General features: G+C 51.2%; 10 protein-coding genes. 5 read left to right on the forward strand and 5 right to left on the reverse strand.

Annotation, left to right across the window (positions count from 1 at the left end):
- Nucleotides 1-85: 85 nt before the first annotated feature.
- Together mfd and CCY01nite_RS08460 are read left to right on the forward strand one after the other, a co-directional pair.
- Nucleotides 86-3,457 (forward strand): transcription-repair coupling factor, encoded by a 3,372-nt coding sequence (gene mfd / locus CCY01nite_RS08455; protein WP_146859633.1) that lies wholly within the window; start codon nt 86-88, stop codon nt 3,455-3,457.
- Nucleotides 3,458-3,633: 176 nt separating this feature from the next.
- On the forward strand, nt 3,634-4,317 hold the full coding sequence (locus tag CCY01nite_RS08460) for an SIMPL domain-containing protein (protein ID WP_222614329.1): 684 nt from the start codon (nt 3,634-3,636) through the stop codon (nt 4,315-4,317).
- A gap of 190 nt (nt 4,318-4,507) precedes the next feature.
- On the opposite strand, the gene CCY01nite_RS08465 is transcribed toward CCY01nite_RS08460, so the two are convergent.
- The 3 genes from CCY01nite_RS08465 to CCY01nite_RS08475 all read right to left on the reverse strand — a co-directional run bounded on the left by CCY01nite_RS08465 (nt 4,508) and on the right by CCY01nite_RS08475 (nt 9,078).
- A complete protein-coding gene (locus tag CCY01nite_RS08465; RefSeq protein ID WP_146859636.1) occupies nt 4,508-5,008 on the reverse strand; it encodes a hypothetical protein in 501 nt (166 codons plus the stop codon).
- A gap of 258 nt (nt 5,009-5,266) precedes the next feature.
- Complete coding sequence (gyrB, locus tag CCY01nite_RS08470; RefSeq protein ID WP_146859638.1) at nt 5,267-7,246, reverse strand: DNA topoisomerase (ATP-hydrolyzing) subunit B; 1,980 nt, start codon at nt 7,244-7,246, stop codon at nt 5,267-5,269.
- 143 nt (nt 7,247-7,389) lie between these two features.
- Nucleotides 7,390-9,078 (reverse strand): AsmA family protein, encoded by a 1,689-nt coding sequence (locus CCY01nite_RS08475; RefSeq protein ID WP_146859640.1) that lies wholly within the window; start codon nt 9,076-9,078, stop codon nt 7,390-7,392.
- Nucleotides 9,079-9,190: 112 nt separating this feature from the next.
- Here CCY01nite_RS08475 and CCY01nite_RS08480 point away from each other — a divergent pair, with 112 nt between their 5' ends.
- On the forward strand, nt 9,191-10,117 hold the full coding sequence (locus CCY01nite_RS08480) for a helix-turn-helix domain-containing protein (RefSeq protein ID WP_146859642.1): 927 nt from the start codon (nt 9,191-9,193) through the stop codon (nt 10,115-10,117).
- Nucleotides 10,118-10,751: 634 nt separating this feature from the next.
- Here CCY01nite_RS08480 and CCY01nite_RS08485 read toward each other — a convergent pair.
- On the reverse strand, nt 10,752-11,216 hold the full coding sequence (locus CCY01nite_RS08485; protein ID WP_146859643.1) for a PepSY-like domain-containing protein: 465 nt from the start codon (nt 11,214-11,216) through the stop codon (nt 10,752-10,754).
- Nucleotides 11,217-11,446: 230 nt separating this feature from the next.
- Here CCY01nite_RS08485 and ileS point away from each other — a divergent pair, with 230 nt between their 5' ends.
- Nucleotides 11,447-14,770 (forward strand): isoleucine--tRNA ligase, encoded by a 3,324-nt coding sequence (gene ileS / locus CCY01nite_RS08490; RefSeq protein ID WP_146859644.1) that lies wholly within the window; start codon nt 11,447-11,449, stop codon nt 14,768-14,770.
- Here the strand turns inward: ileS and CCY01nite_RS27020 are convergent.
- Nucleotides 14,750-15,403 (reverse strand): hypothetical protein, encoded by a 654-nt coding sequence (locus CCY01nite_RS27020; protein ID WP_307726076.1) that lies wholly within the window; start codon nt 15,401-15,403, stop codon nt 14,750-14,752. The genes ileS and CCY01nite_RS27020 overlap by 21 nt on opposite strands.
- On the opposite strand from CCY01nite_RS27020, the gene CCY01nite_RS26870 reads away from it, so the two are divergent.
- Entirely contained in the window at nt 15,402-15,845 is a 444-nt protein-coding gene (locus CCY01nite_RS26870; protein ID WP_146860971.1) for a TraR/DksA family transcriptional regulator, read from the forward strand. The genes CCY01nite_RS27020 and CCY01nite_RS26870 overlap by 2 nt on opposite strands.
- The last annotated feature ends 400 nt before the right edge of the window (nt 15,846-16,245 follow it).

Raw genomic sequence — 16,245 nt, forward strand, 5'->3', positions numbered from 1 at the left:
TTCCCTTATCAGATCAGTATTTTATCAATTTACATAAAAAACTACAATATCGCTCATCCCAAAATGCATTATCTTTGCATCCTTCATGAATTTGCAGGGAGTTTTACAGTTGTTTGATCGCGATAACCGTCTGAAATCACTGGCGGCCGGGATCGCATTGCCTGAACCCCGGTATTTTCACCTCACCGGCCTCTCCGGCAGCGCCGCGAACTTCGTGGCGGCCCACGCCTGGGGCAGCACGGATGTGAATCACCTCATCATCCTGAACGACAAAGAGGAAGCGGCCTATTTTCATAACGACCTCGAGCAGCTGACGCAGGCGCTGGACATTTTCTATTTCCCGGATTCCTTCAAGAAAACGGGCCAGTTCCAGGAGCTGAACAGCAGTCACAGCATGCTTCGCACCGAAGCGCTGATGAAGCTCACCGGCCAGAACGCCCACAAAAAGATACTCATCACCTACCCCGAAGCCCTCTGGGAAAAAGTCGCCGGCAACACCGCGTACAACGCCAACATGGTGCACGTGAAAGTAGGCGAAACGCTGAAAGTGGACGCCCTGCTGGAAAAGCTGGTGACCTGGGGCTTTGAGCACACGGACTTCGTATACGGTCCCGGCCAGTTCGCGGTACGCGGCGGCATTGTAGACATCTACTCCTTCGGCAACGAGAAACCCTACCGCCTGGAACTCTTCGGGGAAGAAGTGGATTCCATCCGCCTGTTCGACCCGGAAACGCAGCTCAGCGAACGCAAGCTCATGCAGGTGACGCTCATCGCCAATATGGATACCCGCGCCACCACGCACCTCAAAATGAGCCTGCCGGACTTCCTGCCGGAGAACACCGTGGTATGGATCAAAGATCCCGCATACGTGCAAGGCGTGATCGCACAGCTGGAACAGAAGCTGGACGACTGGCTGCAAACCGGTCATAAAGTGAAAGCGGGCGAGGAAGAAGAAATGGAGCTGACGGAAGCCGATTTTGAAAAGAGCGGCCCCATGATGGAGCAGCTGCTGCGCCGCTCCTGCGTGGTGTTCGGACAAAATTTCTCCTTCGAAAAAGTACCCGCTGCCGTACAGACGATCGACTTCAGCACCGCCGGACAACCGGTGTTCAACCGCCAGTTCGACCTGTTGATCAAAGACCTCGCTCAACATAACAACAACAAATATTCCCTTTTCATCTTCTCCGAAAATCCGCGCCAGCTGGAACGCCTGCGCAGCATCTTCGAAGACCTGAAAGCGGATTTCCTCTTTTACCCCATACCCGTGGCCATCAGCGCGGGATTCATTGAACACGACCTGAAGATCGTGTGCTACACCGATCACCAGATCTTCCAGCGTTACCACAAATACAAGGTGAAGCAGGCCTACAACAAGAACAAGGCCATCACCCTGAAAACGCTGCGGGAGCTGCAGGCGGGCGATTTTGTTACGCATATCGATCATGGCGTTGGCGTGTACAGCGGCCTGCAGAAGATAGAAGTAGGCGGCAAGATGCAGGAGGCCATCCGCATCATCTACAAGAATAACGACCTGCTGTATGTGAACATCAACTCCCTGCACAAGATCAGCAAATACACCGGCAAGGAAGGCGTGGAGCCGAGAGTGAACAAGCTCGGCAGCGATGCGTGGGACAAGCTGAAGGAAAAAGCCAAAACACAGGTAAAAGACATCGCGAAAGACCTGATCAAGCTCTACGCCGCGCGCAAGGCGCAGCAAGGGTTTGCGCATGCGCCGGACACCTATCTGCAAACAGAGCTGGAAGCCTCTTTCCTCTACGAGGATACGCCCGATCAAAGCAAGGCCGTGTCTGACGTGAAGCGCGATATGGAATCGCCCGCGCCGATGGACCGGCTGGTATGCGGCGATGTGGGATTCGGCAAAACGGAAGTGGCCGTTCGCGCCGCTTTCAAAACCGTCGTGGACGGCAAACAGGCCGCCGTACTGGTGCCTACCACCATCCTCGCCTTCCAGCACTATAAAACATTCTCGGACCGGTTGAAGGATTTCCCCTGCACGGTGGACTACATCAACCGCTTCAAATCATCCAAAGAGAAAAAGGAAACGCTGCAGCGGCTCGCGGACGGGAAAGTGGATATCATCATCGGTACACATGCACTGCTGGGAAAGGACGTAAAGTTCAAAGACCTCGGCGTGATGGTGGTAGATGAAGAACAGAAATTCGGTGTGGCGGCGAAGGAAAAGCTCAAGACGCTGAAGGTAAACGTAGATACGCTGACACTAACGGCAACGCCTATACCAAGAACACTGCAGTTCTCCCTCATGGGCGCGCGCGATCTGTCCGTCATCAACACACCGCCGCCGAACCGCCAGCCTATCGAAACGGAAGTGCTGGTGTTCGACAAAGATGCCATCCGCGATGCGATCTATTATGAAACGGAACGCGGCGGGCAGGTGTACTTCATCCATAACCGCGTAGCCGGCCTCCGCGAAATGGCGGGCCTGATACAGGAGCTTTGTCCGGATCTGAGCATTGCCACCGCGCACGGCCAGATGGAAGGACACAAGCTGGAAGAAGTGATCCTCGATTTCATAGACCGGAAATATGACGTGCTGGTATGCACGAATATCGTGGAAAGCGGGGTGGACATTTCCAACGCCAACACCATTATCATCAACAACGCCCATCACTTCGGCCTCAGCGACCTGCACCAGCTGCGCGGCAGAGTAGGGCGCAGCAACAAGAAAGCGTTCTGCTACCTGTTTGCACCGCCGATGAGCACGTTGCCGGCGGACAGCCGCAAACGCCTGCAAACGCTGGAACAGCACAGCGAACTGGGCAGCGGCTTCCAGATAGCGATGCGCGACCTGGACATCCGCGGCGCGGGCAACCTCCTGGGCGGCGAACAAAGCGGGTTCATCGCGGAGATCGGTTTCGACATGTACACCAAGATCCTCGATGAAGCCATCCGCGAGCTGAAACAAACGGAATTTAAAGACCTGTTCAAAGAGCAGCTGGAAGAGAAACGCGACTTCATCAGCGATTGCACCATCGATACGGACCTGGAAATACTCATCCCCGATTCCTATATCGAAAGCATCCAGGAACGCCTCAATCTTTACCAGGAGCTGGACAATATCACGCAGGAAAACAAGCTGCAGGAGTTTGAAGCCGGACTGGAAGACCGCTTCGGCCCCGCCCCCGATCCTGTTAAAGACCTGTACACCACCATTCGCTGCCGGTGGATGGCCATTGAGTTAGGATTTGAAAAAATGATCCTGAAAGAAGAAACGCTCCGCTGTTATTTTATCAATAACCCCGACAGTCCATATTTTGAATCCCCCACTTTCCAGCATCTGCTGCATTATATCCAGACGCGCACCAACAACGCGCGGTTGAAGCAGGTAGGGAAGAATTTCATGCTGATCGTGTCCCGCATCAAAACAATGGATAACCTCCACGCTTTCCTCAAAGCGATTATTGATGCGCGCGGATAAAAAAATGTAACATATTTTTGCGCAGAACGTTACACCCATCAAAACAAGATCAAAAACATAAAGAAAAGTTAAAGCCTGCCAGGGCATATGGAAACAAACCTCAACCCTGCATCCTGACATTGAATTTAAAACTCAAAGCAATGAAAAAATTGACCGTATTATTAATGGGACTCTTTATGACAGCAACATCTTTCGCACAGACCACCGATAACAAACCCCCGGTGAAGAAGATCGAAGTGAACGGCTCCGCTGAAATGGAGATCACGCCGGACGAGATCTTTATTAACATCACCCTGCGCGAGTATATGAACAAGAACTCCAAGGTGGGGATCACCAAACTGGAAGCGCAATTGCAGAAAGCAGTGCAGGACGCCGGCATCGCGAAGGAAGACTTTACCATCGAAAATGTATTCGGCTACAACTATGACCAGTGGTGGCGCAAGAAGAAAAAGGATGAAGACTTCCTGGCGCGCAAGCAGTACAGGTTGAAGCTGAACCGGCTGGACAAGATCAATGGCATCCTCGCGGCGGTGGACGAAGAAGGTATTGAAGCCGTAAACGTTGCTTCCTACACGCACAGCAAAATGGAAGAGTACCGCAAGCAGGTGAAGATGGACGCGCTGAAAGCAGCGAAGGCAAAAGCGGAATACCTGCTCGGCGCGATCGATGAAAAGATCGGTGGTGTGCTGGAGATACAGGAGTTCAACACAGATCAGTACAGCGATGTGCGCCCTGAAATGGCGAATGTAAGGATGTATGCTGCAAAGGCTTCGGATGCTGCAGGCGTACCGGATTCCAATATCGATTTCAAGAAGATCAAGATACGCGCGGAAATAAAAGCCGTGTTCGGTATCAAATAATAAGGCGGAATAGTGAATATAAAAAGAAGGGCTGCCAGTCGTCACTGGTAGCCCTTCTGCTGTCTGAATAAGTTTGGTCACATGGCGGCAGATGCCGCGTGACGCTGTTTTACTGTCGTTAAAATTGTCACATTCCTATTTTGCACTGTCGTGTAATAGGGGGTAAAGGGATAAATAGAACAGTTATAGGTTATTTCAATGCCAATACGGATACTTCAAATTTTCCTTCCGTGACCGTTTTCTTCAACGCGGGATCTTCATCATTGACGATCACACCGGAGAAAGTGCCTTTTGCTTTGGTCTCGGAAATTGTTTCCAGCTTGATGACCGCTTCGCCGCCCTTTCCCGTATCGTCGGCGGAATAGATGCCGGTGTACAGGCGTTGGGTCCAGGCGATGGAGTTGAGCGTTTCGTTGCTGAGTATATACGTTCCCGGTTTCAATTGTTTGTCCGGGAAAATGACGTTAACGGTGACCATATTATTCTGCGCGGTAAGGCCGGATATCACGAGGAAGGAACCGGTCCTGGCCGTATCGTGCAGGGTAGCGGTGAGTTGTTTATTAACGGTATATAGCGTGTCGTTGATCTTCAGGGAGAAAGTGCCGGCGGGAACATCCGTTTCCTTTTTGCAGCTTGAGAACAAACCGGTAACCAGGAGGCCAAGGGCCAGGGCAAGGTGATTTAATTTCATAGGATAAATAAAAAATTGAGCGATTAAATAGCTAAATATATGTGTCATCAGAAAAGCCCTTTTTGAGCGGCCCCCTGGTGCGGTTTTCATATGTCATCGCTTCGTGCGTTTGATTGTTCTGATTCCGGCCTGCAATATACTGCATATATATAGATTATGAAAATTAATTATAGATAAAATTTGATATTTATCCAAAATTGATGCAAAAAGGGCCGTTCCTGTGAAAAAACGGCCCTTTTACTATGATCTATAAATGTGTTATGCGTCGATTTTAGCGTATTTGGCGTGTGATTCGATGAATTCCCGGCGCGGGGGTACTTCATCGCCCATCAGCATGGTAAAGACGCGGTCGGCTTCAAATGCGCTGTCGATCGTTACCTGTTTCAGGGTGCGGACATCCGGGTTCATGGTAGTGTCCCAGAGCTGTTCCGCGTTCATTTCACCGAGACCTTTATAACGCTGGATGGTCACGCTTTCCTCCCTGCCTCCGCCGGCGAGCTTTGTCACCGCGGCTTTGCGCTGTTCTTCATTCCAGGCATAGATATGGTCCTTGCCTTTTTTCACCTGGTACAGCGGCGGCTGGGCGAGGTATACAAAGCCTTGTTCCACCATCGCTTTCATGTAGCGGAAGATGAACGTGAGGATGAGGGTGGCGATATGGCTTCCGTCCACGTCCGCATCCGTCATGATGATCAGCTTGTGATAGCGGAGCTTGCTGAGGTTGAGGGCTTTATCGTCTTCCGGTGTGCCGATGGTCACGCCCAGTGCGGTAAAGATATTTTTGATCTCTTCGTTTTCGTAGATCTTGTGTTCCAGCGCTTTTTCCACGTTGAGGATCTTACCGCGCAGCGGCAGGATGGCCTGGAAGTTCCGGTTGCGGCCCTGTTTGGCCGTACCACCCGCGGAGTCCCCTTCGACGAGGTACAGCTCGCATCTGGCGGGGTCATTGTCGGAGCAGTCCGCCAGCTTGCCGGGAAGACCGCTGCCGGTCATCACGCTTTTGCGCTGCACCATCTGGCGGGCTTTCCGCGCGGCTTCACGCGCCTGTGCGGCGAGCACCACTTTATTGATGATGGTCTTTGCTTCGCGGGGATGCTCTTCGAGATAAGCGTCCAGCACATTGGCCACGGCGCTGTCCACAATGCCCATTACGTCGGAGTTGCCGAGCTTGGTCTTGGTCTGCCCTTCGAACTGCGGCTCGGGCACTTTCACGCTCACGATACAGCTGAGCCCTTCGCGGAAGTCGTCACCCGTTACCTCCACCTTTGACTTCTCGAACATTTTGTTCCTGTCGCCATAAGATTTGAAGACCCTGGTGATGGCCCTGCGGAAGCCGGCTACGTGCGTACCGCCTTCGATCGTGTTGATATTGTTAACGTAAGAAAAGATATGCTCGTTGAAAGAATCGTTGTACAGCATGGCTACTTCCACGGCTACGTTGGAAGCCGCGTCATGTGTTTCGATGTAGATGGGCTGCGGCACGAGCGGGTTACGCCGTCCGTTTTTGTCCATCAGCTCCACGAATTCGATGATACCGCCTTCGCTGTAGAATGTTTCGCTGAACGCATTGCCGTTCTCGTCTTTTTCGCGCTCATCGGTGAGCGTGATACGGATCTTCCTGTTCAGGAAGGCGAGTTCGCGCAGGCGGCCGGCGAGGGTTTCGCGGTTGTAGACGGTTTCCGTGAAAATGGTGGCGTCCGGCTTGAAATGCGTGATGGTACCGGTGATGTCGCTGGGGCCGATCTCGCGGACGGAGTACAGGGGATGCCCCATTTTGTACTCCTGTTCGAAGATCTTGCCTTCGCGGTGAACGATCACGTGCAGGGGGTCGCTCAATGCGTTCACGCAGCTTACGCCCACGCCATGCAGACCGCCGGACACCTTGTAGGTATTCTTGTCGAATTTACCGCCGGCGTGGAGTACGGTCATCACCACTTCCAGCGCGGAGCGTTTTTCCTTGGCGTGCATGCCGGTGGGGATACCGCGGCCATCGTCCTTCACACGGATGGAATTGTCCTCGCAGATAGTTACTTCAATGTTCTTGCAATAACCGGCGAGGGCTTCGTCGATGGAGTTGTCCACTACTTCATATACCAGGTGGTGGAGCCCTTTCACGCCAATATCGCCGATATACATGGCGGGACGTTTCCGTACGGCTTCCAGACCTTCCAATACCTGAATGCTACCCGCATCATAGCCATTGCTAGGGGTAGTTGCTTGCACTAGTTCTTCACTCATATTATTAGCTGAAAATCTTTTTTAAACAAATCAGTAGACAATCCAGCAAAAATAAGCAAAATCGGGCTAATTTCCATGAAAAACCATGCATATTTGAGAGGGGTGGATACCGTGTGGATATCGCATATGCAGCCGTTAAAATATTATTTTTTTCGTTTACCCATTGTTTCCAGCAGCGGGGTTCCCACGGTTTCTTTTACGCCGGTAAAGATGGTTTTCCAGACGAGGTTGAAGAATGTTTTTTGGATGTCCCGGCGGTAGGTGGGTTTGGCGATCCGCACGGCTTCGCCGGGGGAGGGGTTTTCATTCTTGATGGCGAGCAGGTTGGCGAACAGGGAAGCCAGCCCTTTTTTCTTTTTATTTCCGTCTTTATCCTCTTCATCCTTCAGCATGGCGATCTTCAGGTTGGAATACAGCAGCTTTAGGGTGCCGGAGGCGGTTCTTTCGTTGCCTTTCATGCTGAATTCCAGCTCTTTGATGAGCGCGGAGCGGATCTGGATGTTGCCGAGGGCCTTGGTCACCTGGTTGAATTCCTTGCCGTCCATATCTTTCAGCTGGCCGGACACGGCAAATACTCCTGTAGTGTCTGTCAGTGAAAAGTCGAAATGCGCCCTGAGCTTGCCGGTCTTCATCAGGATGGCATGGAGGTCTATCAGGCAATGGCCTTGCCGCGCGATCAGGGAATCCACGTTGGTGATGTTCCGGAAAATGCCGCCGGCGTTGTGGAACTCAATTTTGCCGGGGTCCCCGCTTTCGGGGTGCAGTTCCGTATAGGAAATATCCACGCCTTTCGCCCTGATGGTGTCTATCAGCAAAGGCATTTGCAGCTTGCGCAGCAGCTGGTTGGGGAATTGTCCCAGCTTGTTGCCCGGCGGCATGGGCAGCCCGCGGTTGCGGTAGATGTTCAGCTCGCCGCCGTTGATGTCCATTCTTTTTACGAAGAACTCCTGCCGTTGCAGCAGGCTGATGAAGGGGATGCCCTGCAGCCGCAGTTCCCGGAACGCAAGCTGGTAGCGGTCTTTCTGCGTTTTTATCTTTTTGTCGAAATCCGCTTTGTTATACCGCGGGTCCAGTTTCACTTCGGCTACGTTCAGCTCCCGCGCCACCGCGTTGTAGCTGATCCCGTTCACATGCATCCAGTACAGGCTGTCCGGCGTGCGGTAGTCCCATTTCTTCAGCTCCAGGTCAAAGTTCCGGGCATAGAGGAAACGGGCGGGGTCCTGTTCGCTGATCGAATCGATCTCCAGGCCGCGGATCTTCATGGTCACGCCTTCCAGCTGGGTGATGACCTTGCTGCTGTCTTTCCGGATCTGCGTAAATGTCAGTTTGGTGTCTTCAAGGTCGATCCGGCCCACGCTGAAGCTGCGGATATTGTCATGCAGCGATTCGTACAGACTTCGTTTGGGCGTGGTATCGGTGCTGCGCTGATCGTCGATAATGGTGATCTCGGGGTCTTTTACCACGAAAGCGCCTGCGTTCACCTTCTTTTTCAGAAAATAGCTGATAATGTTCATGCCACTGATCTGCAGGCTGCTCATTTTGGCGTTGTAGACGGTGGTGGGCGCCCGCTGTTCGGCCACCATACGGGCATATACCGCACTATCGGGCAATAATACCACGTTTTCTATTCCCACGCTGCCGGTGAGCAGGTTGAGGTGGATCTCTTTATAGGCCAGGGTGTACAGGCTATCCGAACTTTCCTTGACGGAACGGCTTAACTGCTTGTCCAGCAAGCCTTTCCAATGAACACTCAGGTACCATGCGGCGCCCAGTATAAGGACAATAATTCCTGCCAGCGAGATGAGTATGATCTTCCAGGTACGCTTCATCATAATGGGGTGTTGCTAAATCTGTACCAAATCAGCCGTGGGGAGCTAGAATTGTAACGTGTTTGTAAAACTGATAATATTATAACAACGATTTGTTAGTTTTGTGAGGCTTTACATGAAAGAAGTACAGGAGATATTATCACTTGCCATTCCGCAACCAGCTTTGAGCGACCAGTTGCAACTCGCAGAAGCGGATACCGTTTCCGTTCCTGATTGCCTGGATTACAACCTGCAGCGCTACGTATATGAGCGTCCGTTGCCGGTGGAGGATGTGGCGATGGTGGTATATCAGCCCGCAAAACGTGGTCAGGCCGCCGCAATCGAGCTGCGTTACTGCGTAGCGGGTAATAAATACTGCAAGAACCCCAACTGCACGGACCAGGTTTGTGCCGGCGGGCATAAAAAGGATGACTGTAACGAGAAGCTGCCTTCGGTGGACATGATCACCGTTCGCTTTCAGCCGGCTTTCATTCAATCCCTGCAGAAAGGGAATACTTCTTCCACGCTGTTTGAAATGCAATCCCGGAAGCCTTTTGTGAAGACCATTCAGCTTTGTACCAAGTCCAAAGCGGTGCTGGAGCAGATGGTGCACAATAATTATGAAGGCGTTCTCAGAAATATTTTCCTGCAAAGCAAGTCGCTGGAGCTGCTTCTGTTCAGCTCAGACCAGTTTATCCAGAATGATCCGGATGAGCGCTATGGTTGCCGCTTCCTTACCCAGATGGAAGATCGCGGGAAGATCGAGAAAGCGCGCAGTATTCTGCTGGAGCAGCTGGATGCGCCGATCACCATCCGCGAGCTGGCCCGCCGTGTAGCGATGAACGAATGTTACCTGAAGAAAGGTTTCAAAGCGATGTTCGGCACTACGATCTACGATTATTTCCAGAAAGAAAGAATGGAAAAAGCGAAGGGCCTGTTATATGAAAAGGGGCTTTCTGTTTCGGAAGTGGCCATTATGATGGGATATTCCTGTATTTCGCACTTCTCCACCGCCTTTAAAAAGCACACGGGCCTGAAGCCCTGCGAGCTGCTGCTGCGATAGTTTCCGCTGAAATGCCCATCCCTGCTGCATTTCCTGATCTGTTTCCCCCGTTATTTACACATTTTCCTTTTACGATCATTTGTTTTCCCGATTTCGAAAACCGTTTCGCGGGCTTTGTAGTTTCTTTGTGATACGATCACTGGATATCTATCCTTGGTTCCTCATAAGCTTCCTTATCAGATTTGACCTAAGGAAAAGCTTGCAGACGATAGTAAAGCCATTATAACGCAGTGCCTAACAAACACCACATGACCTTAAGAGCGGGCACTGCAAGTCAGTAAGTTTTTCCACCGTAATTTGCATAGAGCCGTTACTTTTCAAGTAGCGGCTTTTCGGTTTTTGGGAGTTCTGTAAATGAATTGTGCTGCGCGGTAATGTGGACGAATTGCGTTATGGTTGTTAATGGTATCCGATATATGTGAGCCGGCCGTTTTTTGCTAGAGATAATCAGCAGGATATAAAGGGGCATAACCAGCGGGATGTAAAGGGACACAATCTGCAGGATATAACCTGCAGGATATAGAGGGAGATATAACCTGCGGGATATAAAAAAGAAAAACCCCGCCCAAAAGAGCAGGGTCTGTCCTATTTATCCCTATACCTATGAAATACTTAATTAAAGTTCTTTTATTTCCTAATCAACAATAGTGCCAGCATCATTTAAAAGTACGGTTTTGGCAGCACCGTTGTCGTCAATATTTATCTTATAGTAAGATGCCACATCAGACCTTTCGATCTTCCATCCATCTTTAACAACTGCCGAAGGATATTTGTTCTTTAAAGTGCCCAAAACAGTTTCAGGCAAATTACCGTTGCCATATTCGCTGCGGGTAGCTACCCAGGCGCCTTCGGCATTATACTCTGCGGCTGTTTTAACTCCTTCCTTCTCAAAAGATGCGATCCAGTTTCCTGACGCGGTCTTTTTCCACGATGCATCAGCGGTCCCGGCGAATTCCCCGTTTTGCTGGAAAGCTTCTTTCACAACAGCGGGAGCCTCCACTTTTTTCGCGACGGCTTTGGATTTAGATGATTTCTTTTGCGAAAACGCTACTCCGGAAGAAAAAATAGCAGCGCATATGATTAACGTTACTTTTTTCATAAAAGATATGGTTTATACTGCGTGTACTCTTCTTCAAATCAACCAATAACAATGCCAAAAACGCAAAGAAAGCATAGTTTATTGTAAAATAGTTAACTTTTGGCGGATTTTATTCACGAAACCTGTTATTTTTTATGAGCGGTAACGCCGCTCCGAATCCTCCCTGTATTTTCGTAACTTTGCAGACTTTTAAATACCGTTGTTATAACAATAAAGGATAGGGATTGTTTATGTCCAAATATCAGGAATATAGTCAACTGAATTTACCGCAAATAGAACAGGATATACTGCAAGCGTGGGAACAGCACCAGATTTTCGAGAAAAGTGTGTCCAACCGGGACGGCGCCACGCCGTTCGTGTTTTATGAAGGCCCCCCGAGCGCCAACGGCCTCCCGGGCATTCACCACGTGATTTCCCGCGCCCTGAAAGACCTTGTTTGCCGGTATAAGACGATGCAGGGATTCCAGGTAAAACGCAAAAGCGGATGGGATACCCACGGCCTGCCGGTAGAGCTGGGCGTTGAAAAAGCGCTGGGCATTACCAAAGAAGATATTGGAAAAAAGATCTCCATCGCGGAATATAACGACACCTGCCGCCGCGAGGTATTGAAGTATAAGGACCGCTGGGAAGAACTGACCCGCAAAATGGGGTATTGGGTAGACCTGGAACGGCCTTACATTACTTTCGATAACAGCTATATCGAAAGCCTCTGGTGGTGCCTACAGCAGTTATATAAAAAAGGACTGCTGTACAAAAGTGTGAGCATCCAGCCGTATTCTCCCGCTGCCGGTACCGGGCTTAGCTCGCATGAGCTGAACCAGCCGGGAACTTATAAAGACGTGAAGGATACCACTGTGGTGGCCATGTTCAAAGCGGTTGACGCGGACAACTCCCGGTTTTTATTTGAAGCGGCCGGCTCCGACCAGGTATTTTTCCTAGCCTGGACCACCACTCCCTGGACGCTTCCGTCCAATCTCGGCCTGACCGTTGGCGCCAACATCGAATACCAGCTGATCAAGACGTTCAATCCGTATACCCATCTGCCGATCAATGTCATTCTGGCAAAGGACCTGGCGGGTAAATATTTCAAGGGAGAAGGGGAAAACGCTGATTTTGAAGCATACAAGCCGGAGGACAAAGTCCTTCCCTGGAAGGTGCTCACCTCCTTCAAAGGCAGCCAGCTGGAAAACATCCGCTACGAACAGCTGTTGCCCTACGCGCAGCCGGAAGAGGGCGATCCCTTCCGCGTGCTGATCGGCGATTTCGTGACCACCGAAGATGGTACCGGCATTGTACATACCGCTCCGGCCTTTGGTGCGGACGACAACCGCGTAGGTAAAAAATATGGCATCGGCATCCTCACGCTGGTAGACAGGCAGGGCAAGTTCCTGGATAATGTCGGCGAGTTTGCCGGCCGTTATGTGAAGGATTATAAAAATGATCCGGATTATAAAGATGTGGATGTTGACATTGCGGTTAAACTCAAAAAGGAAAACCGCGCTTTCAAAGTAGAAAAATATGAGCACACGTACCCGCATTGCTGGCGTACGGACAAACCCGTATTATATTATCCCCTCGATGCCTGGTTCATCAAAACCACCGCCGCGAAAGACCGGATGGTGGAACTGAACAAGACCATCAACTGGAAACCCGCCGCTACCGGCACGGGCCGTTTCGGCAACTGGCTGGAAAATATGGTGGACTGGAACCTCAGCCGCAGCCGCTACTGGGGTACTCCGCTGCCCATCTGGCGTACGGAAGACGGCAGCGAAGAGATCTGCATCGGCAGCATCGCCGAGCTGAATGCCGGCATCCGCCTCGCCAATGAAGTACTGGGCGGTGATGTGAACAAAAATTACCTCCACGAAGGTATCCTGGACCTGCACAAACCGTATGTGGACGATATCATCCTCGTCAGCTCCACCGGCAAGCCCATGCGCCGCGAGCCCGATCTGATAGACGTGTGGTTTGACAGCGGCGCCATGCCCGTGGCGCAATGGCACTATCCCTTCGAGAACAAGGAGCTGATAGACAACGGCTCCGCGTTCCCCGCGGATTTCATTGCGGAGGGTGTGGACCAGACCCGTGGATGGTTCTACACACTGCATGCCCTGGCCGTGATGCTGTTCGACAGCGTCGCGTATAAAACTGTGGTATCCAATGGGCTGGTGCTGGACAAGAACGGCAACAAAATGAGTAAGCGCCTGGGCAACGTGGTAGATCCGTTCGCCACGATCGACCAGTTCGGCGCGGACGCTACCCGCTGGTACCTCATCACCAATGCGTCGCCGTGGGACAGCATGAAGTTCGATGTGGAAGGCATCAGGGAGGTACAGCGTAAATTATTCGGCACATTATATAATACCTATAACTTCTTCGCGATGTACGCCAACCTGGACAATTTCAGGTTTTCGGAAGCGTACATTCCGCTGGACCAGCGTCCGGAGATCGACCGCTGGATCATTTCACTGCTGAACACCCTGGTGAAACAGGTGGGCGCCAGTCTGGATGATTACGAGCCCACACAGGCCGGCCGCGCGGTTCAGGAGTTTGTAGACGAGCATCTGAGCAACTGGTATGTAAGGCTTTGCCGCCGCCGGTTCTGGAAAGGGGAGTATGAGCACGACAAGATCTGCGCTTACCAGACTTTATATGAATGCCTGGAAAAGATCGCGCAGCTGATGGCCCCGGTGTCGCCCTTCTTTACCGACTGGCTGTACCGGAACCTGAACAATGTCAGCGGCAGGCAGGCAGCTCCTTCCGTTCACCTGACCGATTTCCCGGTAGCCGATGCAAAAGCCATCGACACTGATCTGGAAGAGCGGATGCAGCTGGCGCAGGACGTTTCATCGCTGGTACTGTCCCTCCGGAAGAAGACGAACAACAAGGTGCGCCAGCCACTCCAGAAGATATTGATACCTGTGCTGGATCCTCATACGCGGGAGCAGCTGAGCCTCGTGGAACATTTGGTAAAAAGCGAAGTGAATGTAAAAAGTATTGAGTATCTTACGGAAACGGAAGGTTTCATCAAGAAAAAGATCAAGCCGAACTACAAAACGCTGGGTAGCAGGATGGGTGCCAGGATGAAAGCAGTGGCCGGCGCGATCAGTGCTTTTTCCCAACATGATATAGCCACGCTTGAAAAAGAGGGCGAGTTTGGCTTAATAATTGATAATGAGCGTATTCCAATCTTGTTATCAGATGTCGAGATAATTTCTGAAGATATCCCGGGATGGACGGTCGCCAACAAAGGTGCGCTGACGGTGGCCCTGGATATTACTATCACCCCTGAGTTACTGGATGAGGGCAATGCCCGTGAGCTGGTTAACCGGATCCAGAAGATACGGAAAGACAGTGGTTTTGAGTTAACTGACAGGATTGCTGTAAAAGTGCAGGAGGTAGATAGCCTGAAGTCGGCGATAATTAACTTTAATGACTATATTTGCACGGAAATTTTGGCAGATAGTTTGGATGTAGTGACGCAATTACAGGAGGGCATTGAAGTAGAAGTTAACGATCTTAAATTTAACGTATTAGTTAACAAAAAAAGCTAATCCCATGGCAACAAAGAAGAAGGTTGCTAGTAAGACTACCAAGAAGGCGATACCTGCCAAGAAAACTGTAGCGAAGAAAGCAGCACCGGCGGCCAAGAAACCCGCAGCAAAACCCGCGCCTGCCAAAAAAGCGGCCGCTCCCAAGAAGGCGGTTGGCAAAGCAGCGCCCAAGGCCGCAAAACCCGCTCCCAAGAAGGCAGCAGTAAAGAAAGCGCCTGTGAAATCAGCACCGAAGAAGGCGGCCGCCAGGAAACCCGTGGCAGCGCCGAAGAAAGCAGCCGTTGCCAAAGCACCAGCCAGGAAAGCAACGCCGGCCGCCAAAGCGCCGGCAAAGAAGTCAACTCCGGTGAAAGCAAAAGCATCCGCAAAGCAGGCACCCGTGACGAAAGCGCCGGCAGCAAAACCAGCTCCGGCAGCCAGAAAGCCAGCAGCGCCGAAAACAATTGCAAAACCGGTTATTTCTAAACCAGTAGTAAAAGAGGATATAATGCCAGCAAAGAATAAACAGGAAAAACCAGAGAAAGAAACAGCCAGGAAATCCGGTAAAACAGAAGAACCGGTAAAACGGGCATCTGAAAAAGCGGTTTCCAGACCTGCTTCCAGCAGATCTTCCTCTACCTCCAGGCCGGCCATGAAGACCGTTACCTATGCGCCTGAGTTCACCAAATCCGTGCTGGACCAGCCGGATGCGCCTTCCGGTCCGATTTACCGCTACAGCGATCCCGAACTGCAGGAGTTCAAAGAGATCATCCTGAAGAAACTGGAAGCTGCCAAAAAGGAACTGGTATACCTCCAGGGCCTTATCACCCGCAAGGATGAAGCCGGTACGGATGATACCGAGAACAAATACATGAGCATGGAAGACGGCAGTGGCTCCCAGGAACGCGAGCAGCTGAACCAGATGGCCAGCCGCCAGATACAGTTCATCGATCACCTGGAAAAAGCGTTGATGAGGATCGAAAACAAAACATATGGTATCTGCCGTGTTACAGGCAAGCTGATCGATAAAGCGCGCCTGAAAGCAGTACCGCATGCCACACTTAGCATTGAAGCAAAACTGGCTAAAAGCAAATAGCCGTTTGTTTGTATACAAATAATTGAGAGGGCTGTTCAGAAGAACGGCCCTTTTTCATTTGACTTGCTTTTATCCTCAGTGCTTTTTCTAAGCAATCTAACTTTCTGAATAGCGAACATACCCGGGTAGCATAAAACCTTCATCCGGATACTGATTCCCGGCGGACTATAATTCCAGCCGAACTATAGTCCCCGGCGAACCATGATTTTAATGAACCAACCCTGGCAACTACTTTTCCGCTCAATAACGATCTTCGGTAAAACGAAGCCGGGAGAACCCGGCCCCCCGTAAAAATGTGGGAGCTTAGGCAACATCTGGTCACACCGCGTAACCAGGTTGCCGCTCCCTTATGTGAATCTACAATGAGGCTGCGCCGCTAACCTCCTTCTCTCAGTCCTCT

Source organism: Chitinophaga cymbidii (assembly GCF_007992715.1).
Lineage (GTDB): Bacteria > Bacteroidota > Bacteroidia > Chitinophagales > Chitinophagaceae > Chitinophaga > Chitinophaga cymbidii.